The following is a 21111-nucleotide window of genomic DNA, read 5'->3' on the forward strand; positions in this document are numbered from 1 at the left end:
TCCTAGTAAGTCAATCGAGATCAGTCTTCGCAACTGGCGAGGTATTTTTCCGACATGCGAGCGCCTACAACCTTGAGCGTGGCAAGGGCGGCCTGAATAACCTTTAGGTCATCCGTGTCGAGCGTTACATTCGATGCGCCAAGGTTTTCCTGTAAATGCGCGATCCTGGTTGTACCCGGGATGGGCACAATCCAGGGTTTCTGGGCCATCAACCACGCCAGGGCGATTTGAACTGCTGTAGCGCCCTTGCGCGCGGCCATGCCGTTGAGGACATCCAGAAACGGTTGATTGGCGCGTATGGCCTCAGGCGTAAAGCGAGGAAACTCGGAGCGCAGATCATTAGAACTGTCGAAGGTCGCGGATGGCGTTATTTTGCCGGCCAAATAGCCCATGCCAACGGGGCTCCATGGGACGAATCCAATACCCAGTTCCTCACAGACAGGGATGACGTCTGCTTCACGATCACGTGTCCAGAGAGAGTATTCACTTTGCAGCGCTGTGACCGGATGCACAGCGTGCGCGCGCCGAAGCGTTGCAACGTTTGCTTCGGAGAGGCCGTAATGCTTGATCTTGCCTTCGTCGATGAGGTCTTTGAGCGCACCAACTGTTTCTTCAATCGGCGTATTAGCATCCACGCGATGCTGGTAAAACAGATCGATCACATCGGTTCGCAGACGTGTCAGGCATTGTTCGACAACTTTCTTGATGTGCTCGGGGCGGCTATTGAGGTCTGGGTAATTATCCAGGTCAAACCCGAACTTCGTGGCGATTGTCACTTTGTCTCTGAACGGTGCCAGGGCTTTACCTACCAGCGTTTCATTTGCCCGCAGTCCGTAAACTTCTGCAGTATCAAAAAACGTGACCCCTGCCTCATAGGCGGCACGGATCACGGCAATGGCAGCCTTGTCTTCGGTTGGCGCACCATATCCACCGTTCAATCCCATACAACCGAAGCCAAGCTCCGATACGTTGAGACCGCTGTTACCAAGTTCACGCTGTTTCATTTGGAAATCTCCATAGTGGTGGTTCGGTATCGGTCCAGCAGGCAGCCGCGCACAGTGCCCGCGGCCCAGGTCAGACAGACCAATTGCGCAACCAGTAGGCGTAGGGGGTAGGGAGGGTCGATTCGGGTGAATCGACGCCCAGTTCGCGGGCGGCTAGATAGACCCAATGAGGATTGGCGAGGAGCGTGCGCGCGAAGAAGACCAGATCCAGCTGGCCCTCGCGGATAAATGCATCCGCCTCTTTGGGGTCAGTGATCATCCAGCTGGTGGCTACGGGAAGCCCGCTTTCCTGTCGAACAGCTTCGGCATAGGGCACCATGAAGTTACGCCCCCATGGAACCTGTTCGCCTGCCGTCGTGCCTGCAAGGCCAACGTCCACCAGGTCGAGGCCGGCTTCTTTCGCCCAGCGAATCAGTTCCAGGGATTCGGCGAACGACTGCTCGGCACCTTCGCCGAACTCGATGACGCCGAGGCGCATCGTCAACGGAAACTGGTCAGGCCACACCTGCCGAACTGCTCTTATCGTTTCGAGGATGAATCGAGCGCGGTTTTCAACCGAGCCACCGTATTGGTCATTGCGCGCGTTGGATTGTTTGGAAAAATAGCTCTGCCCCAGGAACCCATGCGCGAAATGTAGCTCCAGCCATTCATAGCCGGCCGCTCGTGCGCGGCTAGCGGCATCGACGAAATCCTGCTGTGCCTCGCGGATTTCATTCACAGCCATTTCACGAGGAATGTACGTAGAGCCTGGCAGATAAGGGAGGGCGCTAGGGCCAATTGGCTCCCAGGCGAGAGGGTCGGTTGGCTCCAGCGGCGCGCCACCCAGCCAAGGAGGAGCGCACCCAGCCTTGCGGCCAGCGTGTCCGATCTGGATACCAGGTACGGCGCCAGCAGCTTTGATGGACTCGGCCACTGCAGCGAAACCGGGCACCTGTTCATCACGCCAAAGACCGGCATCACCCGGGGTGATTCGGCCTTCGGGAGCGACAGCAGTCGCTTCCACGACCACTAGACCTACACCGCCGCGGGCCAACGTTGCGTAATGAGCATGATGCCACTCGTTGAGGATGCCGTCCTGGGCTTGGTACTGGCACATGGGGGAAGCCACTATTCGATTGCGCAGCGTAACGCCTTTGATGGCAAACGGATCGAAAAGCGAAGGCATATAAAGCTCCTGAAAGTGATATCCGAAATTAGCGAGAACACACAGGCCGTATTTGCCAGATCCGTCGGTTTTATTGCCTAAAACGAGGTTTCGTATCGAGAGGGGCGAGATGTCATCGCGTCTCCGACAACCCGTCTGAACCGCCATAACCCTTGTAAAGCATGGCCTGTAGGGCAGTTTGAGTGTGGTCAGGTGCCATGCATACCACGCAGCCGATCGAAAGTTCCTTGCTCGAATTAGTGGCCTGCGCTGACTTGGCAGGGCTATCGCTCCTGCCGCAGATAGCAACCCAACCCAGTAGATGGCAGCAGTCAGCGCTTGAAGGCGTGGCTCAAGCTCCCATATAGGCGCCGTTATCGACCACTATGACCTGGCCTGTGATAGCGCGACTCATGTCTGAGGCAAGGAACAAGATAGTGTTTGCTTGATCAATAGGGGCGGTAGGTGGAAGCTCTGTATTGGAGTAGGTATTGGAGTATTTCAGCATCGTGTCGCCGCCAGGCAACTTGCCGGCGGCCCACTCTGCCGCCATTGGCGTATCCGTTACGCCCGGCGCAACAGCGTTGCAGCGGATGCGGGTGCCAGTGAATCGAAGTGCGACGTTTTTGGTCAGTATGTTCACGGCTCCTTTTGTAGACGTGTAGGCCACACCGCAAACTGGAAGTGAGCCATTGATAGAGCTGACGTTGACAATAACCCCCTCATTGCGCGGCATGAAATGCTGAATGGCCTCGCGGCAAAACCTGAATACACTGAAATAATTTATCTGGATAACTTTTTCGAAGTGCTCATCGGTGGTTTCCTCAATGGAGGACATATCGCCGAAGCCCGCGTTGTTGACCAGGATATCTACTTGCCCGAATGCACTGATGGCTTCCTGAAAAACATGGGAAGGGCTTTCGGGCAGCGTAGAGTCCGCAACAACATAAATAGCTTTGCCGCCCTTGTCAGTAATTCTCGTGACGATCTCCCTCAGCTTCTCTTCGCGCCGAGCAGTAAGTACTACATTCGCACCTTCGGAAGCCAGGAGTTCGGCGGTTGTTTCCCCAATGCCACTGGATGCGCCATTGATAATGGCAGTTTTGCCGCTGAGAAGTTGCTTCATTGTTCATGCCCTCCCTTTGCGAGTCCGTCATATAAGGCTGCAGCATATGCCTCCTCCATACTTGCCCATTCCATCGAAAGGATTGCCTATTGTGAGGAGTTATCGGGCTATTACGGAGGTCAGACTTTCGCAGAGCGTCAGATGTCCCGCGCGTATGGAGAGGTAGTGCACAATGGCTATTCTGCGTATGCCCGCGGGGGAAGGCGCTCACTCCGATCAGGCAACAACACGCTTTTGGCATCCGCTCGTTCATATTGAAACTGTGATTTCCGTGCGCAGTGTTGGGCGATCGCTTTACCCTTGTCGATTCGACTCGGGGTTGTCGAGTCTGGACCAAACTTTGGTCCGGCTCGGGTTAATGGCGACGTAGGCCTCGCCGTCATTTCAAGCACCCCTGGAGCCCGTCGCATCCTGTTACGACCGCGCCGCCCGTGATACCGCCGTCAGATTGGGCAATAAACAGCCCCGATCAGGCAATTCCTGGCGGGGCGCGCATTGCATACTTCAACTTACCGACACAGCTGCATATTGATAAGGCTGCTTGTCAACACTAACGAGGTAAGCCCCATGGCCAACCGTAACAAGCTCCGGCTCACCATCAATGGCGATAAGCGTGTATTTGAGCTCGACGCCAGAACTACGCTGCTCGACGCACTGCGTGAGCATGCCATATTGCCCGGCACCAAGAAGGGCTGTGACCACGGGCAGTGCGGGGCTTGTACGGTGCATGTCAGTGGCGAGCGTGTATTGAGCTGTTTGACGCTAGCGGCCCAGGTTGAGGGGCGTGATATCACAACCATCGAGGGGTTGGCCAACGCAGATGGCACCTTGCATGCAGTGCAAGCAGCTTTCGTCGAATTCGATGCGTTCCAGTGCGGGTACTGTACCCCTGGGCAAATCATGTCGGCTGTTGCCTGTATCCGTGAAGGTCATACAGGATCTGACGAGGCAATCCGCGAATACATGAGTGGCAATATCTGCCGCTGCGGTGCCTATCCACATATCGTGACCGCAGTGCGCACCGCTGCGGCCCGTCTTCAAGAGGGCAAGGCATGAGAGCCTTTGATTACGTACGTGCCCGGGACGTCAGTAGTGCACATCTGGATGCTGCCGTGCCCGGTACCCGGATACTCGCTGGTGGAACAACGTTGCTCGATCTCATGAAATGCGGGGTAGAGCGCCCAGAGCGTCTGATCGACATCAGCCATCTGGGTGGGTTGAATGACACCACTGTCGACGACCAGCTGATTCACATTGGCGCCTTGGCCAAGATGAGCCACGTCGCTGCAAATGCTCACGTCCAGCGACAGGCAGCTGTCGTCAGCGAAGCGCTGTGGCGCGCAGCGTCGCCGCAGTTGCGCAACATGGCCTCCATTGGGGGAAACCTGATGCAGCGCACGCGATGCACCTATTATCGCGATCCGGCGGCCTATCCCAACTGCAACAAACGTAGCCCTGGTTCTGGATGTGCCGCCTTGCAGGGAGTCAATCGTAACCACGCCATACTCGGTGCCAGCGAGTCATGTGTGGCGGTTTATCCCGGAGACCTTGCGGTAGCGCTTGTCGCGTTCGATGCCAAGGTCAAGGTGCTTGGAGACACTGAGCGCTCGATACCCGTGGATGACTTTTATCGATTGCCGGGAGACACCCCGCATATCGAACACACTCTAGCGCCCGGTGAGATCATTGTGGGCGTGGAGGTTCCAGTGGTGCCTGCGCTCAAACAGTCCCATTACCTGAAGGTGCGCGATCGGGTCTCGTATGAATTCGCTGCAGCCAGTGCGGCAGTTGGACTCGAATTCGAGCCTGATGGCCATACCATCCGTGATGTGCGTGTCGCCATGGGCGGTGTTGCGACCAAACCTTGGCGGGCCAGATCCGTGGAGCAGGCATTGCGGGGCAAACCCTTCAACGAAAAGGTCATCCGGTCGGCCGCAGAGCTCTGCGTCGACGGAGCGCAAGGTTTGGAGCATAACCGTTTCAAAATCACGCTGGCCCCTCGAGTCGTCGCACGGGCGTTGATGGCCGCTGGAGGTTTGGTATGAACGATATCTTCAATCCAAAGATCAATCGGCGCAGCCTGTTGAAAACAGCCGCTGCCGGCTCCGCCATCGCTTATGGTGGGTTGGCGTTCAATCCTGTGACAGGCGAAGCGGCACAGTTGTCGGCGCGAGAGCCCAATGGATCACTGGGTGAACGCGCGTCACGCCAGGACGGCGGGCTTAAAGTCACGGGCCATGCTACCTACGCCATCGAGCATGTGATCGATGGCCTGGTATACGGCGTCGCGGTTCAGTCGACCGTCCCTTCGGGGCGTATCGTCGATATCGACATCGATCAGGTAAAGAAAGCACCGGGCTTCATTGCCGTCTATACGCACCTCAATCCACTCTCGATCCAGCCAGCTACGCCTTTCATCAAAGGCGGTGCGGCGACAGAAGCCTTCACGCCTTTGCAAGATGATCAGGTGAAATGGAATGGGCAACATATCGCCCTGGTAGTCGCCGAGACATTCGAGCAAGCCACTGAAGCGGCAAGCCTGATGCGAGTGACCTACGAACAGACCAAAGCGATCATCAACCCCAATGACCCCGGCGCGAAGCATCAGCCTATTGATGACCTAAAGGCGCAGTGGGGCGATGCCGAGGTGCGGCTGGCAGCTGCACCTGTCAAAGTCCAGGCGACGTATACCACGCCGAGAGAATACAACGTTCCTATGGAGCCCCATGCCTGTATCGCCCATTGGGCTGGAGATGACTTGACGGTGTATGAATCCAGCCAATGGGTCGGCGGCGCACGAAGCGTTATCTCGCAATGGATGGGCATGGAGATGACCAAGGTACGCGTGGTCTCTCCGTTCATTGGGGGCGGGTTTGGGTGCAAGATCGCGCCCCATCCGCATGTCGCCATGGCTTGCGCTGCCTCGAAGGCGCTTGGTCGTCCGTTGAAGGTTTCGTTGACTCGTCCACAGACCTTTACCGGGTATGGTGGGCGCCCAAGAACCAGCCAGCAGATTGCTTTGGGTGCCACACGAGATGGACGGCTGGTTTCGGTCGTACACGCAGGCTGGAACGAAACCGCTATCGACGACACGCATCTGGAACCAAGTACTTCGGTGACTGCCCTCATGTATGCCACACCGGCCATGCTCGCGCGCCATAGCATTGTCCCTGTGAATACGGTCAACCCTGGCTGGATGAGAGCGCCCGGGGAAAACATCAGTACCTATGCCCTTGAGTCAGCAATGGATGAGTTGGCGTACGAGCTCGATATCGATCCCATTGAGCTACGACTGCGCAATTGGGCGGCCCACGATCCCAAGGCCAATATCCCTTGGACAACGCGCCGGCTGCGTGAAGGGTACGCTGCGGGAGCCGCAGCATTCGGCTGGGCGAAGCGTAATCCAAAACCACGCTCCATGCGCGAAGGTCGGGATTTGATAGGCTGGGGTATGGCTGCCGGCACCTACCCAGTATGGCGCACGCCTGGTGAAGCGAAGATCTTGATTCATCGCAGCGGGCTGATTGAAGTGCTGAGCGGCGGGACGGATCTGGGGACCGGTACCTACACCATCCTGGCCCAGGCCGCCGCAGAAGTGCTGGATGTACCGACGAGCTCCATCAAGGTTTCTCTGGGGGACACCGTATTGCCTCGAGCGCCGGTCGCCGGGGGGTCCCAACTGGCAAACAACCTGACAGGAGCGGTGTACAAAGCTGCGAAGCTCGCGCGTAATGAATTGCTGCGGGTTGCGACCACCGAGCCTAAATCGCCTTTGTACGGTATGGATATCGGCAATCTGGTGTTCAAGAACGGCCGCATAAAACCCCCTCAGCGTCCGGGTGACGGTATAGCCCTGGCCGACCTGCTCGCAGCCGTTGGAAAAGAGCGATTCGAAATCTCGACCGACACTTTCAAGGCGGGTGCGACCGAAGCAGATCGTGATGCAGCGGCGCACGCGTTCAGTCAAATGCTGCCAGCAACTACCGGTGGCGTCTCGGCACACAGCTGGGGCGTGCATTTCGTTGAAGTACGGGTGGACGAGGATTTCGGCACGGTCAGGGTCAAGCGCATGGTCGCCGCCTTTGATAGCGGGCGGGTCTATAACCCAAAATTGGCCGAGAGCCAGTGGATGGGCGGAATGATCATGGGGTTGGGGCAAGCGCTGCTTGAAGAGGGACACATTGATCCGCGCGATGGGCGCGTAGTTAACGCGAATCTTGCCGACTATGTCGTGCCGGTGAACGCTGACGTACCGGAGATCCTCACTTTGAACGTGGGGGTTCCCGATCCGCAGGCCAGTGCATTGGGCGGCAAGGCAGTGGGTGAACTCGGTATCGTGGGCGTCGCCGCGGCGATTGGAAACGCGGTTTACCACGCGACTGGAAAACGTATTCGCGACCTTCCCATTACCATGGACAAGCTACTCGCATGAAGAACTGCGGCCGATGAAAAGTCTTGATCATCAGGTAATCCAGCAATGTCTTGAGTGGCTCGACCGTGGCGAAAACATCTGGTTTTGCACAGTCTTGAGCACCTATGGTTCTGCGCCCAGGGGGCCAGGCGCGATGCTGGTGGCACTGCAATCGGGCACCTTTTGCGGATCGCTCTCGGGCGGTTGTGTCGAGGAGGACTTCCTGGAGAGGCTAGGACGTGAAGAGCTTGTACCTGAGAATCAAATCATACGGTACGGGGAGGGCGGTCTCGCACCGTCACTCGAACTACCCTGCGGTGGGGTTCTGGATGTACTCGTACAACGCTTTGAACCAACGTGCGAAAGCCGAGAGCATTTTTCAATACTGCTGGGAGCCATCGAAGGTCGGCAAGCCGTCATCAGAAGTGTAGCACTGGGGACGTTGGTCACCGATATCGAGTTAGATGCAGGTGTCTGTGCGACCGTCTCGATAGTGGGTGACCAGGTCAGGTTGCGCGTGGGAGCCGCTCAGCGGCTATTGATCGCAGGGCTTTCCCCAGTTGCAGAATACTGTGCCAGCTTCGCTGTATCACTGGGCTTTGAGGTCGTTGTGTGCGATCCACGGGTAGAGCTGACCTCGAAGTTCAGCATGCCTGGCGTCAAGGTCGTGGAAGTACTGCCAGCAAACTACATTGCTCAGGGGGGGTGCCACTCCAGCACCGCGGTCGTGGCGTTGACTCATGATCCCCGGCTGGATGATTTGACGCTCCTGGAGGCCATCAGGACGCCGGCGTTTTACATAGGCGCGATGGGCTCCGCGCGTACGAGCACCAAGCGCCTGGAGCGCGTCAAGCGCATAGGGAAGCTTGAAGAGCAACTCGTAGAGAGAATACGCGCGCCCATTGGATTGAACCTCGGGAGCAAGACACCCGCAGAGATCGCTTTGGCTGTCATGGCGGATATTATACGAGTCAATAACGGGGTCCTTCGGAGCGCTTTGTAGCCAAGGGGCGTTTTTGGGAGATGAATATGCAAGCCGCATCCAGACATAACCTGACTTATAGCGATACAGGCCGTTTGGCAGACCTCGTCAGTCAAACGGCCCGAACGGAATGCGACCTCCATACCGCGATTCCAGGGCTAAGCTTCCATCGGCGCCACAGCCCCACGGTGCCATTGCATTGCATCTACGGCTTAGGCATAGGGGTGACCCTTCAAGGAGGCAAGCAGGCGATGGTCGGGGAAGAAATCCTGACATATTCGCCAGGGCAGTCAATGGTCACCAGCGTAGATGTGCCCGTCATATCGAACGTCATCGAGGCGAGTCATGCTCATCCTTTTCTAGGGTTGATGTTGACGTTCGACAGCACGGTGGTCATGCAGCTCGCGGAGCGCCTCCAGCTCTCGCAGCGACTGAAAGACGACGAATTCAGGCCAGTGACAGTGCAGTCATTGGACGCCTATATTCTTGCAGCTTTGGAGCGGCTGGTAGCGTTGCTGGACGAGCCATGCTTGATCAAGACTGTCGCGCCTCTGATCACCAAAGAGATCATCATTCGCCTTCTGAGTGGCTCGCATGGCCCGCAACTCATGCATGTGGTGAGTGCCGGCTCGCCGAGCCAGCACATTGCCAAAGCGGTAGCCTGGCTTAAACAGAACTTTCGCGAGGCGCTTCGCATGGATGATCTCGCCGCGACTGCCTACATGAGCCCATCGACTTTTCGACAGCATTTTCGTGCCGTTACCGGGATGAGCCCTTTGCAGTACCAAAAGCAACTGAGACTCCAAGCTGCCAGGCACATGATGCTTAGCCAAAATATCGATGCCAGTAGTGCGGGGGGGTTGGTCGGCTATGAGAGCTCTTCCCAGTTCAGCCGGGAATACAGCCGCCTTTTTGGTGAGCCACCACAACGCGACATCAAGCGGATGCGATTGCATAGCATCTGACTTTTTATCCGTATCTGCGCGTTGCTATCCAGATAAAGCTGGCACCTGCCAGATCTTGACCGGCATTTGGTGAGGGGTCCCCTCGCAGTCCCGCCTTATCCTGCATTTTTTTCGAGCGCAGCATCATTCGCAGGTGCGTACCTGCCAATAACGTTCCAGTATGGGCGAACAAGCGCCCTCAGGTAGCTGCGCATTGGCCTGAGCGCCGTCCTGGCAGGATGGTACTGCAGAAGGCCGAGTGCGAGTTGACCGATGAAATGTGTGACCTGCGCGTTCAGCGTCAGCGAATCAGTACACGATGCAACGGTTACCTTGAGCAACTGCTCCAGGCTGCCAAGATGAATGGACAGCTACCTCGCAGTCTGGATAACAGACTCGCGGCGATATCGATCCATGCATTCATTTGATGGGCATATTGGATTGTGGCTATTGCAGCCTTCGAGCTGCTCGATTTCTGATAACGCAGAACGGCTGATCGATAGCTTGTTGAATATGCTCCAAACGAGCGAAGCACTACGATCTAAACAGGTGCACCTGCCTCTGCATTGCGTGAGTTAGTCGAATTGGCAGGGCAGTGCATGGAAGCAACCATTGACAGCGCGCTAAGGGATGCTTACGTTTACGTTAACGTAATATTGCTCGAGACGCCTGCTTTTCAGGCTGGCGAAGGCGTCCTGGCCGCGCCCATGAATGGCGGTACCCTTCGCGTGCTGGTGGTGCCTGGGTAGACCGAGCAGATGATGCGCTGATCATGGTGGAAGCCATGAATATGGAGCACAGATAAGGCAACACCCCAGTTGGCTGCACAACAAGCATAAGAAAGGTTTAATCCATGGACCAGCTGAGTTACTCGCAAGGCTCCAAGCACACCCCGCTTATCGCGCAGACGATCGGTGAGGCGTTCGACACGACCGTATCCAAGTTCGGCGATCGCTCGGCATTAGTGATTCACGATCAGGGCATCCGATGGTCGTGGGCCGATCTGAAAGCCTATGTCGATCAACACGCTCGTGCCCTGATGGCTATTGGCGTGCAGGCAGGGGATCGGATTGGCATATGGGCCCCTAACCGAGTGGAATGGTGCCTGACCCAGTTCGCATCGGCTAAAATCGGCGCCATTCTGGTCAACATCAATCCCGCTTACCGCACCAGTGAATTCGAGTATGTCGTTGCTCAGTCCCAATGCAGTTGGATCATCAGCGATGAGACCTTCAAGGGGTCGCATTACCACGCGATGATCAGCGAAGTCATTCCTGAGCTGCCGGCAAGCGAACCGGGCGCACTGAACATCAATCGACTGCCGAGCCTGCGGGGCGTAATCAGCCTGTCGGGATCGCCGCCATCAGGTTTCCTGAGTTGGGCGCAGCTACAGAGCATGGCCGAAGGCGTCCCTCCCGAGCACCTGGATACTCGCCAAGCATTACTTCAGTTCGATGACCCCATCAACATCCAGTACACGTCTGGAACTACTGGCTTCCCCAAAGGCGCGACGCTCAGCCACTACAACATTTTGAACAATGGTTTTCTGGTAGCTGAGAGCCTTGGTCTGACCGAGCAAGACAGCGTCGTTATACCGGTGCCGCTTTATCACTGTTTTGGCATGGTCATGGGTAATCTGGGTTGCCTGACTCATGGTAGCGCCATGATTTATCCAAGTGCGGGATTCGATCCACTAAAAGTGCTGCAAGCGGTATCCCAGGAACGCGCCACTGCGCTATTCGGGGTGCCGACAATGTTCATCGCCGAACTCGACCATCCGCAGCGCGAAGAGTTTGATCTGTCTAGCTTGCGCACGGGTATCATGGCAGGCGCATCTTGTCCAATCGAGGTCATGAAGCGCGTCATGACCGAGATGCATATGTCGCAGATACAGATCGCCTACGGTATGACCGAAACCAGTCCGGTGTCCTTGCAGACCGGCCCGGACGACGCTGTCGAACAGAGGGTTTCGACGGTGGGGCGGACGCAGCCGCACCTGGAAAACAAGATTATCGACTCGGATGGCAGAATCGTTCCCCGGGGCCACATCGGTGAACTCTGCACCCGCGGCTACAGCGTGATGCTCGGCTACTGGAATAATGCGCAGGGAACAGCTGAAGTCATCGATGCCAGCCGGTGGATGCACACGGGAGACCTCGCGACCATGGACGAAGCTGGGTTCGTCACCGTGGTGGGTCGTATCAAGGACATGATCATTCGGGGAGGGGAGAACATCTATCCCTGTGAGGTCGAGGAATTCTACAGAGCTCATCCCGCAGTCGCTGACATCTACATCGTTGGCATTCCCCACCCAAAATACGGGGAAGAGTTGGTCGCATGGGCGCGAATTCATGTAAACACGGCCACGACCGATGAAGAGTTGAGGTCGTGGGCAAAAGACAGAATCGCCCATTACAAGATTCCGAAGCATTTTAAATTTGTGGATGCGTTCCCAATGACGGTGACCGGGAAGATCCAGAAATTCAGAATGCGGGAATTGAGCATTCAAGAATTCGGGGGGGTGAAGGCGTCTCCCAAAGGCTGAGGGGGGCACACACCATGGCTAAAGATAGAGTCCACTAGCCATGAGGGGAATGCGCTGGTTCCAATCGAAAAAGCGTCTTCCTGATCTGGCGTCTGTTCAGATCAGGACTTCCATCTGATGGCCAATTCCGCTGAATCGTGCAATCACTCGCACCGATCAGGCATTCCAGGTGCTGGTTGTTAGTATCGAATGTCGTCTCAAGTCACCCCATTTTCTCGCACGCGGCACAAGCTCTTGTCCCCAGCACCCTTGCTGCCAAGCGATCCACACGGCTAACGCCTGCGTGCCGCTTGCATTGCTGGCCATGGGGAGCCGCCGCTGTCGTATGGAGATTGAATGCTTCCAATTTTATTGTTATCCGCTGCCGGGTTTAGCGTGCTGACGACCGAATTCATGATCGTGGGCCTCATACCCGGCATCGCGCATGACTTAAACGTGAGCACGCCTCGAGTAGGCCTCTTGGTAACGCTTTTCGCCCTTACCGTTGCGACCTTCGGACCGTTCTTGACAGCGTATTTTGCACGCTTTGAACGTAAGCGGCTGTTCGTGTCGATCCTGATGTTGTTTGGGCTGTCGAACCTCTTGGCCGCGACGGCATCCAGTCTCTGGATCCTGGGGATAGCTCGCCTCATACCGGCCCTCGGGTTGCCGGTATTCTGGGCGTTGGCGAGCGAGACGGCCGTGGACATCGCTGGCGTTGAACACGCCGGTCGTGCCATGGCCAAGATTACGTTCGGAATCGTCTGCGCCACGGTTTTCGGCATTCCGTTGAGCACGTTAATGGCTGACGCATGGGGCTGGCGCAGCGCATTCGCCGTCTTGGCGGGCTTATCAATCATGAAAGGCCTATTGCTGATCCAGTTTCTCCCCAAGGTACCGCCTCTTCGAGCTGAATCCTCGTTGATCCAGCAAGTTAAGATATTGCGCACGCCGGCGACCTTGGGTCATGTACTGCTATCAGTCCTGGTGTTCTGCGGGATGTTCACCGCCTACACCTATCTTGCGGACATTCTTGAAAGACTTGCGGGCTTTAGCGGCCAGTGGGTGGGGTGGTCGCTGATGGCGTTCGGCGCGGTTGGCTTGATCGGAAATACGCTAGGAGGAAAAGCGGTCGATCGCCATCCGCTGATCGCGTCGATGGTGTTCTGCTTTTTCCTGGCAGGGGGCATGATCGCGCTAATTCCTTCTATTCACAGTTCATTCGGACTGGCTGTGGCAATGGGTGTGTGGGGAATCACACAAGCGGCCCTTTTCCTGGTGAGTCATGTGAGAGTCATGAAAATAGCGCCGCAGGCGCCAGCTTTCGCAGCATCGCTCAACATTTCTGGCTGCAATATCGGGATTGGTCTCGGTGCGCTTGTGGGTGGTCGCGTCATTGATACCGCAGGCCTTGGTAGCGTCAGCTACGTCGCATCTGGGTTCATCCTGACCGCAATTTTCCTGGCCGCGCTGCTCATGCTAGCGCCAGATAATCGACTGACACCCGCGCAGTCCTGAAACCACTCCCGAATCGCAATGATGAAGAGGTGACTGATGAATGATGCTCCAACCAGGTTTTTCACGGCAGTCCGCTCTCGCCGGTCGACCAGGCAATACCTGACCAAGCCTGCTACCAGCGAGTTGATTCAAAAGGTTCTCGAGGACGCACAGTGCACGCCATCCAACTGCAATACCCAGCCCTGGATGGTGCATATTGTCTCCGGCAAGGCGCAACGAGCGCTTGCTCAAACCTTGCTGTTGGCGGAGGAGCTGGGGCAGCAGAAACCAGATTTTTCGTTTGATGTCTCGGATTTTTACGGTGTCTATGCTGAGCGCCACCACTCCATGGCTTCCACGCGCAATAACGCGGCAGGCATCAGTCGCGAGGATGTAGAGGCGCGAAGGGAGGATATGCTACGAAACTTGAGCTTCTATGGAGCGCCGCATGTGGCATTGTTGTTCATGCCAAGTTTTGGCGATAACGTTCGCACTGCGGGTGATATCGGGATGTATGCGCAGACCTTTCTGCTGTCGCTCGTTGCCAATGGCTTGGCAGGTATCCCACAGACAATTCTTGGGTTCTACGCCGACACGATTCGCAGGAAGCTGGGGATTTCGGATGAGTTCAAATTGCTGTTCGGGATTTCTTTCGGCTACGCCGACCACGACGCACCAGACCAGCAAATAGATGTTGGGAGAGCCACGATCAGCGATAGCGTGGTTTTTCACTCCTGACATTGTAGGTGGCGGCGCCCTCAGGGCGCCGCTTTTGCCTCATTCATTCGTGGGCCAGCGATACAGAAAGCTCTTTCCAACGCGCCAGGTTAGCCTGGCATGCTTCCCCAATCGCTATTTGAGAACGTCAGGCCCCCGACTTCACTGTGTTCCAGAATCTGGTACTGACCCTCTCAATTTTCAAAGAAGGGATGATGGGGAAGAATAATTTTTCACGTTTGTTCTCTGGGATGAACAGTGTTTCGTTTGTCAGCTTCTCTTTGTCAATCAGCGGAGCGGACGCGCCAATGGCGTTTGGATAGCCGACATTATTGGATATTTTGGCGATCACATCAGGACGGAGAATGTAGTCGATGAATCGGTACGCGTTGGCTTCATTACTAGCCCCTTTTGGGATCACCATGTCATCTGACCAGGCCAGAGCGCCTTCATCAGGAAGCATCATCTCGACCTTCACGTCAGTTCCTGAAGATCTGGCCAGTTCCTTCGCCATATTGATAGCTCCAGAGTATCCAACGGCTACGCAGATATCACCGTTGGCGAGATCCTGCACCCAACGGGCCGACTGAAAATACTTGATATTCGGGCGCACGGTGAGCAGCAGGTCTCGGGCCTGCTTCAAGCTTTCCTCGTTGAGCGCGTGAGGATCAAGCTTCAAATAATTCAGAGTTATCGGGAAAATTTCGGTAGGGGCATCGAGGAAGGCGATGCCGCATGCTTTTAGCTTTTCTGCATATTTAGGATCTAGCACAAGCGACCAGGAATTGGGGATGGCCTCGCCTTTAAGGGCGGCCTTCACCTTATCTGCGTTGTAGCCGATCACTGTTGTACCCCACAAATAGGGCGCGGCGTACGCATTGCCTGGATCGCTCAGGGCCAGGTTCTGCAGAAACGCGGGGTCGATTTTTTTCCAATTAGGGATCTTTTCATGGTCTAGAGGAAGGATGGCGCCCGCCGCTTCGAGCCTGGGGATTTGGGAGTGAGCAGGGAAGGCAACATCATACCCTGAGCTGCCCGTCATCAATTTGGTCTCGAGAGTCTCCGCGGTATCGAATACGTCGTATTGAACCGTGATTCCAGTTTCTTTTTGGAAATCGGCAATAACCGATTTTGGAAGGTATTCTGTCCAGTTGTAAATTCGAAGCTCGCTAGCAGTGGAGGTGGAAATATTCCCTAGTCCCAAGATGAGTAACACGCCAAAGCTTGTAACTTTTTTTACGTGGATTCGCATAATGTTCCTTCCATCTTCAGAACTGCCGAGGCGCTGAGAGATCATAAATGGACGTTTCTTGATGGGGTGAATGTAAGGCACGTGTTGTAGAGGGCGGCCCTCATGGTTAATTTTTTGTCGAGCTACAGCGGAGGCTGAATGCATTTTTTGTTGAGTTCATATCCTTGCAGCACGTTTACAGCATTAATACCCAAGGCCTCGACGGCATATCCACCTTCCATGATAAACAGCGTCGGTCGCTTCAGCGACGCAATGCGTTTCCCCATTTCAAGATAATCAGATGATCTGAGTTTGAATTGAGAGATGGGATCTTCTTCAAAGGTGTCAACACCAAGGGAGATGATGAGGGCGTCGGGGTTGTAATCGGCGATTCGTAAGCAGGCTTTCTCCAAGGCTACCGACCAGGCCTCCCAGTCCGTTCCCCGGGGTAGGGGGTAGTTAACGTTGAATCCAAGGCCTTCACCCTCACCGCGTTCGTCTGAGTGCCCAAGGTAGTACGGATACTCGGCCAGAGGATCACAGTGGATGGAAGCAAATAGTACATCTGAGCGCTGATAGAAAATTTGCTGAGTGCCATTTCCGTGGTGGTAGTCCACGTCGAGGATGGCGACTCGCCTGGAGCCTTGATCCAGGAATGCTTGTGCTGCGACTGCTGCGTGGTTGATATAGCAGTAGCCGCCCATGAAGTCTGTGCCCGCATGGTGGCCAGGAGGACGGCATAAGGCGAACGCACTGTCCGCACCTTTGCTGATATGGTCTTGAGCTGTCAGTGCCGACTGCGCCGCCGAGTAGGCCGCGATCCATGTACCGGAGGTAATAGGCGCTTCTGTGTCAAAACAATAATGCCCAAGCGCTCCGTGCAGTGCCTCAGGTACCGGGCCATCGCTTCGCAAGCGTCGCGCGGGGAAGGCAGTCGGCAGCATATCGCAGCTGTTACCTTCTGCTGCCCAGCGATCCCATGCGCAACTCAAAAACTCTAAGTACGGTTGGTCATGGATGCGTAGGATCCGCGCGATACCAAAGTCATGAGGGGCAACGACGTCGCCAATGTTCTGCTGTCGAACGCGCTGAAGGACTGTTTCAGCCCGGCTTGGTATTTCAAAGCATGGATGGACTTCACCATTGACCATCTCACCTTGTCCGTGGTGGAGGCGATGTTTATCACTAAATACGGTAAGCATGAGGGCACCTGGTAATAAATTATACTTGAATCCCGGATTGTCATTGCCGCGTCGGAGAGCGCAATGAACTCTACCCCAATAAAATCGTTTTGGTTTTTCCTAAATGGAAAGGGTGTTTTCGTTATTTTGAATAAACCCGCAGCCAGGCTGAACGATGCTACGACGGGTGCGGGCTAGTCAGTGAGGGCAGGTACCTATCGAAGTTGTCTGCCATTGGCGAGCATCAACCCGCCGGGCTTCGGGACGAGTGCCAGGAGGCAATGAAAGATCGTTTACCCGAAATTCAGTGAAGATCGTTCTCCTCAAGGTAGGTTTGCAAGTGGTCGAGGAAAGCGGAGACTTTTCTAGAGGCACGGCGGTGCTCGGGGTACACGCCGATTATGTGGCTACCAAATGGGTTAGGGTGGATTTCATACTCTGGAAGTATTTTCACCAGTTCACCTTTCTTTATCAGTGGATTGGCGCACCATTGAGGCACTATCAACAATGCTCTCCCTCTGATAGCTTGAGCGAGCAAAAAATCGTAATTGTTGCTGATGATCTTGGTTTTTACATTTGGCCAGATTTTATGGCTGATGGCTCCGTCATGAAGTTCAAAGTATTCTTTGTTTATCGTCGGGTTTGAAAATGACATCCAGTCGAGTTCGCCAAGGCGTTCGATCGTAACTGGCGTGCTGAGCTTCTCTAGGTACAGTGGGCTGGCACAGATGTAAAGTTGATTCCTACCCACCGGGCGGGCTATGTAGCTGTCTGTATTTCCATCCCTCAGAGCTAAGTCGTAGCCGCCTTCATTTAAGCTGATGGGCGTGTCAAGTAGGTGAATGATCAGTTGTATTTTGGGGTGCTTACTTTGAAATAGCGCGCATGCATCTTCCAGAAAAGCTCGTGAATATGCGATGGGCGCGGCGATTCGTAATGAGCCGCTTATTTCACTGCGCAATTGTGTCACTTCTTCTTCAGTGTTCTTCAGGCTTTCAAATATACCTCTGATGGTTTCGATGTAAAGTTTTCCAGCTTCGGTCAGCATCGTGTGACGGGTGTCTCTGACGAATAGCTGTGCGCCTAACTCGGCTTCCAACTGTGTGATTATTTTTGTCACAGCAGACGGAGATTTCCTCAAGGATTCCGCTGCTCGGCTGAAGCTGCTGTGCTCGGCTACTGATAAAAAGGTTGCGAAGGAGGTCAATTTACTCATCGAAGCTACCGCTGAAAAAAGTTACAGAGCATTTGTCCAATCTTTCCCCATGCATTAATTGTGCCGGCAAGCGCTCAGCAAAGATTGCCCTGATTTGAGCTTATCGCCGCTATGGCTGAAGGGGAGTGTTTCCTCTTGAAACACCAATTCGTTACCTAACGGCCGTAGATGCAGTTCAGCAGGTAGTGCCTCATGGCGGCGCACCGAATTTTTTCTGGTGCGCTTTTCCCGTCATTACATGACAGGCCTGGCCAGTAGCATTACCTGATGTGCACAGGGGGTAAGTCTACCGGGCAGTTTCAATCTGACAGCCGTGTGTATCAAATGGTTGATGCCGCGTTCGTTTCCAAAATGGAAATAGACTTGTGAGATCAGAGCTCTATTCGAATAAGCAAGGCGGTGATACCGTCGATTTCACTCAAGCCCACACATGAACTTAACTTATTTAAACGTGGTTTGCTTGCTCGTTTTGGTTACTTGAGGCTCGAATGTGGGGTGCCTCGTGCCCATCAGAATAAAAAATTTGCTATTTTATTGTGAACTGCCTCCTTACATTGAAATTAGAAATATAAAAGATAACCCAATGCAGAGAGATAGCAATGCGTAAAAAAACCGCAGTAGGTATGGCCGTTGCACTAGCAGGGGCAAGCTTGTTTTCAACAGGGGTATTCGCAGCGGAGTGCGATACGTGTTCCAAGACAGAAAGCGGTGAAGTCAAGGGTGTGCTAAACACCGATGTGGTGACGTTCAAAGGCATACCTTATGCGGACGCGCCCGTAGGGGAGAATCGATTCATGCCTCCTAAGCCGCCGAAGAAATGGTTAGGCGTCAGGGACGCCTCCAACTTTGGCGCCGTATGCCCTCAAGCAGCCGATCACATTATTCCCTACCCCCAAAAGCCTAAGATGCTCGACTTGGTGGGTGGACCAGTTCACGAGATTCCGGTTTTTGCCAACGAAGATTGCCTCAGCCTTAACATCTGGAAGCCACATGGCAGTGTTGCGAAGCTGCCGGTGATGCTTTACGTCCACGGTGGGGCGTTCTTCGTTGGTGCGGGCTCTTCCCCGGCCTACGATGGAACCGCGTTGGCCAGGAATGGTGTTTTGGTTGTGAATTTTAACTATCGCCTTGGCCTGTTCGGTTTCGCCGAATTGGGCAGTTTGGACAGTCAGTATACTGGGAGTGGTAATAATGGTTTCAGAGACCAAATTGCAGCACTCAAATGGGTGAAAAACAACATCTCTGCATTCGGGGGGGATCCCGAAAATATCACCATTTTTGGCGAGTCCGCCGGTGGAGCGTCCGTAGCCTCGATGCTTGTTAGCCCGCAAACTAAAGGACTGTTCAAACGAGCGATTATCCAAAGCGGGAACTTCAATCTCCTGCAGACCCCGGAGGCTGCCAAGCGCACCCTTGAACAGTTGCTAGCCGCTGGAAAGCTAAAGTCGATGAAAGATTTCAAATCGGCTACCACTGAGGAGCTTTTACAGGTGCAACTGACCGCCCAGTTTACTGCGCAAAACTCATCGAGTATGTTTGCGCCTAAGGTCGGAACCCTTGAAATTCCAGCCAACCCTGAAGAAGCGCTGAAGAGTGGAGTAGCGAAGGAAATTCCTGTGATCGTCGGTGCGAACCAGGACGAAATTAACTACTGGAACCTCTACGACAGCAAATTTCGGAACCTATTCATCGATGAATGGGACGGTGGGCAACCCAACCGCCTTCTGCCCCTGGACGTAGAAGCTAAGGTAGCTAATGCCAATAGCGTGGCCTCCCTGGAGCAGGCGTACGCAAAAGCCATTCCGGGTGCATCTGAACGTGCGCGCAGAGTCGCTATGGTTAACGACTTCATCATGAATGGCCCGGCTGTTAGGTTCGCAGAGAATCATGCGCTTGGGGGCGGCAACACCTATCTCTATCGGTTCGCTTGGACGATGCCCGATAAGTACGTACCGCAGGGAACGCCTCAGTTGGGCGCAGTTCATGCGATGGAAATTCCGTTTGTGTTTGGGATACTGGACGATAGGCTGAAAATCGTACCGGGCATTGAAAACTACTATCGCTCCAATGAATCTGCTGTGGCAAAAGAGCTTTCGAAAAAAATGTCACTGGCTTGGAGTAATTTCGCTAAATTTGGAGATCCTAACGGTCAGAACGTACCGCAATGGAGTCAGTACACTCTTTCTACACGGCCTACTCTCGTATGGAATAGCAACCCTATTCTAGTTAAAGATTTTGAAAGTGAGCGACGCAAGGTTTGGTCAGCCTGGTCGTTTGGGCCGTACCCTTACAAGATTTAACTCTTTTTGGTATGTGCCTTAATTATCATCATTGAAGGTGTCGAAATGACCTCAGTTCGTAGCGTGGCTATGGGTGCGCTTCTCGCTTGCACCATTGTACAGGCTCATGCATTTGATCTCGGAAATGGTTATAGCGTTCTGGCCGATGCCACAGTTGGCTCGGACTATCGTATAAAGGGGATTTCGCAGACAAGTAATAAACCTGGCGCTCAGGCGCTGGCTGTCTTGTCCTCTCCTTACGGGTTGTATGCTGGTGCCTACCTGGCTAACGTAGAGTTCAAAGGCTCCAACGCAAGCTACGAGTATGATTACTTGGCAGGTGCAATGATTCCACTTGTCATGGGTTTTATGGCGAATGTCGGCTATATAGATATCAATTACTCAGGGGCAAAATACTACAACTTCAATGGTTGGTACGGTGAGCTCATCGGGTATGGCGCTAAGATCGGGTTTCAATATGCCCCGGCGAGCATGTCCAGCTTTCATCAATCTTCGATGTACAGCTACGCTGAGTATTCGCACTCGCTGCTGCTGGAGTTTGTCGGCAAGCTGCATTTCGGGTATGTCGACTACAAGGATGATGTTTTTTGGGATAGGGATATGCATGCGCGTCAAGGCTATCGCGAGTGGGAGGTTAAAGTCAGCCGAAATCTCGTGGGTGTTGAGTTTGGTGTTTCCTATGTAGATAACGATCTGACGAAATTTGAGTGTGCCAGCTACTCCGGCGATGGAAGTGTCTGTTCATCAGCGTTCATTTTCACTGCCAAGAAAAAGTTTTAAAAGGAACTCCACTCTTTCTGGTGCTGGCAACGGCACCAGTTTTTTATTTGTGCT

The 21111-nt window shown here is 54.5% G+C and carries 17 protein-coding genes; 11 read left to right on the forward strand and 6 right to left on the reverse strand.

Annotated features, from left to right (window positions below):
* Window positions 1–20 precede the first annotated feature (20 nt).
* The 3 genes from QBK88_RS15225 to QBK88_RS15235 form a co-directional block, all read right to left on the reverse strand.
* Window positions 21–1004: an aldo/keto reductase gene (locus QBK88_RS15225; RefSeq protein WP_277962657.1), complete on the reverse strand. Its 984-nt coding sequence runs from the start codon at window positions 1002–1004 to the stop codon at window positions 21–23.
* Window positions 1005–1074: 70 nt separating this feature from the next.
* Window positions 1075–2169, reverse strand: coding sequence for an NADH:flavin oxidoreductase/NADH oxidase (locus QBK88_RS15230; RefSeq protein WP_277962658.1), 1095 nt, complete (start codon window positions 2167–2169; stop codon window positions 1075–1077).
* Between the two features lie 331 nt (window positions 2170–2500).
* Window positions 2501–3274 carry an SDR family oxidoreductase gene (locus QBK88_RS15235; RefSeq protein WP_277962659.1) on the reverse strand — a complete coding sequence of 258 codons (774 nt, stop codon included), beginning with the start codon at window positions 3272–3274 and terminating at the stop codon, window positions 2501–2503.
* Between the two features lie 567 nt (window positions 3275–3841).
* On the opposite strand from QBK88_RS15235, the gene QBK88_RS15240 reads away from it, so the two are divergent.
* The 9 genes from QBK88_RS15240 (at window position 3842) to QBK88_RS15275 (ending at window position 14370) form a co-directional block, all read left to right on the forward strand.
* Entirely contained in the window at window positions 3842–4330 is a 489-nt protein-coding gene (locus QBK88_RS15240) for a (2Fe-2S)-binding protein (protein ID WP_277962660.1), read from the forward strand.
* Window positions 4327–5319, forward strand: a complete 993-nt coding sequence (locus QBK88_RS15245; RefSeq protein WP_277962661.1) for an FAD binding domain-containing protein — start codon at window positions 4327–4329, stop codon at window positions 5317–5319. Before QBK88_RS15240 ends, QBK88_RS15245 begins: the two co-directional genes overlap by 4 nt.
* Complete coding sequence (locus QBK88_RS15250; protein ID WP_277962662.1) at window positions 5316–7706, forward strand: xanthine dehydrogenase family protein molybdopterin-binding subunit; 2391 nt, start codon at window positions 5316–5318, stop codon at window positions 7704–7706. The genes QBK88_RS15245 and QBK88_RS15250 overlap by 4 nt, the downstream gene beginning before the upstream one ends.
* Window positions 7707–7719: 13 nt before the next feature.
* Window positions 7720–8688: an XdhC family protein gene (locus tag QBK88_RS15255; protein WP_277962663.1), complete on the forward strand. Its 969-nt coding sequence runs from the start codon at window positions 7720–7722 to the stop codon at window positions 8686–8688.
* 26 nt (window positions 8689–8714) lie between these two features.
* A complete protein-coding gene (locus QBK88_RS15260) occupies window positions 8715–9632 on the forward strand; it encodes an AraC family transcriptional regulator (RefSeq protein ID WP_277962664.1) in 918 nt (305 codons plus the stop codon).
* Window positions 9633–9850: 218 nt separating this feature from the next.
* The gene (locus tag QBK88_RS30900; RefSeq protein WP_445764942.1) at window positions 9851–10039 is read left to right on the forward strand and encodes a hypothetical protein; all 189 of its coding nucleotides are present in this window, start codon (window positions 9851–9853) and stop codon (window positions 10037–10039) included.
* A 425-nt stretch (window positions 10040–10464) separates the two neighbouring features.
* The gene (locus QBK88_RS15265; RefSeq protein ID WP_277962665.1) at window positions 10465–12156 is read left to right on the forward strand and encodes an AMP-binding protein; all 1692 of its coding nucleotides are present in this window, start codon (window positions 10465–10467) and stop codon (window positions 12154–12156) included.
* 336 nt (window positions 12157–12492) lie between these two features.
* The gene (locus QBK88_RS15270) at window positions 12493–13653 is read left to right on the forward strand and encodes an MFS transporter (RefSeq protein WP_277962666.1); all 1161 of its coding nucleotides are present in this window, start codon (window positions 12493–12495) and stop codon (window positions 13651–13653) included.
* A 36-nt stretch (window positions 13654–13689) separates the two neighbouring features.
* Entirely contained in the window at window positions 13690–14370 is a 681-nt protein-coding gene (locus QBK88_RS15275; protein WP_277962667.1) for a nitroreductase, read from the forward strand.
* A 127-nt stretch (window positions 14371–14497) separates the two neighbouring features.
* On the opposite strand, the gene QBK88_RS15280 is transcribed toward QBK88_RS15275, so the two are convergent.
* From QBK88_RS15280 to QBK88_RS15290, 3 genes are all read right to left on the reverse strand, one after another.
* Window positions 14498–15646, reverse strand: a complete 1149-nt coding sequence (locus tag QBK88_RS15280) for a polyamine ABC transporter substrate-binding protein (RefSeq protein ID WP_277962668.1) — start codon at window positions 15644–15646, stop codon at window positions 14498–14500.
* Between the two features lie 77 nt (window positions 15647–15723).
* On the reverse strand, window positions 15724–16782 hold the full coding sequence (locus QBK88_RS15285) for a histone deacetylase family protein (RefSeq protein ID WP_277962669.1): 1059 nt from the start codon (window positions 16780–16782) through the stop codon (window positions 15724–15726).
* A 283-nt stretch (window positions 16783–17065) separates the two neighbouring features.
* Window positions 17066–17977, reverse strand: coding sequence for a LysR family transcriptional regulator (locus QBK88_RS15290; protein WP_277962670.1), 912 nt, complete (start codon window positions 17975–17977; stop codon window positions 17066–17068).
* 599 nt (window positions 17978–18576) lie between these two features.
* On the opposite strand from QBK88_RS15290, the gene QBK88_RS15295 reads away from it, so the two are divergent.
* A complete protein-coding gene (locus tag QBK88_RS15295; RefSeq protein ID WP_277962671.1) occupies window positions 18577–20277 on the forward strand; it encodes a carboxylesterase family protein in 1701 nt (566 codons plus the stop codon).
* A gap of 45 nt (window positions 20278–20322) precedes the next feature.
* Entirely contained in the window at window positions 20323–21057 is a 735-nt protein-coding gene (locus tag QBK88_RS15300; RefSeq protein WP_277962672.1) for a TorF family putative porin, read from the forward strand.
* Window positions 21058–21111 lie beyond the last annotated feature (54 nt).

It is taken from the genome of Pseudomonas sp. RIT-To-2, from assembly GCF_029623465.1.
Classification (GTDB): Bacteria; Pseudomonadota; Gammaproteobacteria; order Pseudomonadales; family Pseudomonadaceae; genus Aquipseudomonas; species Aquipseudomonas silvicola.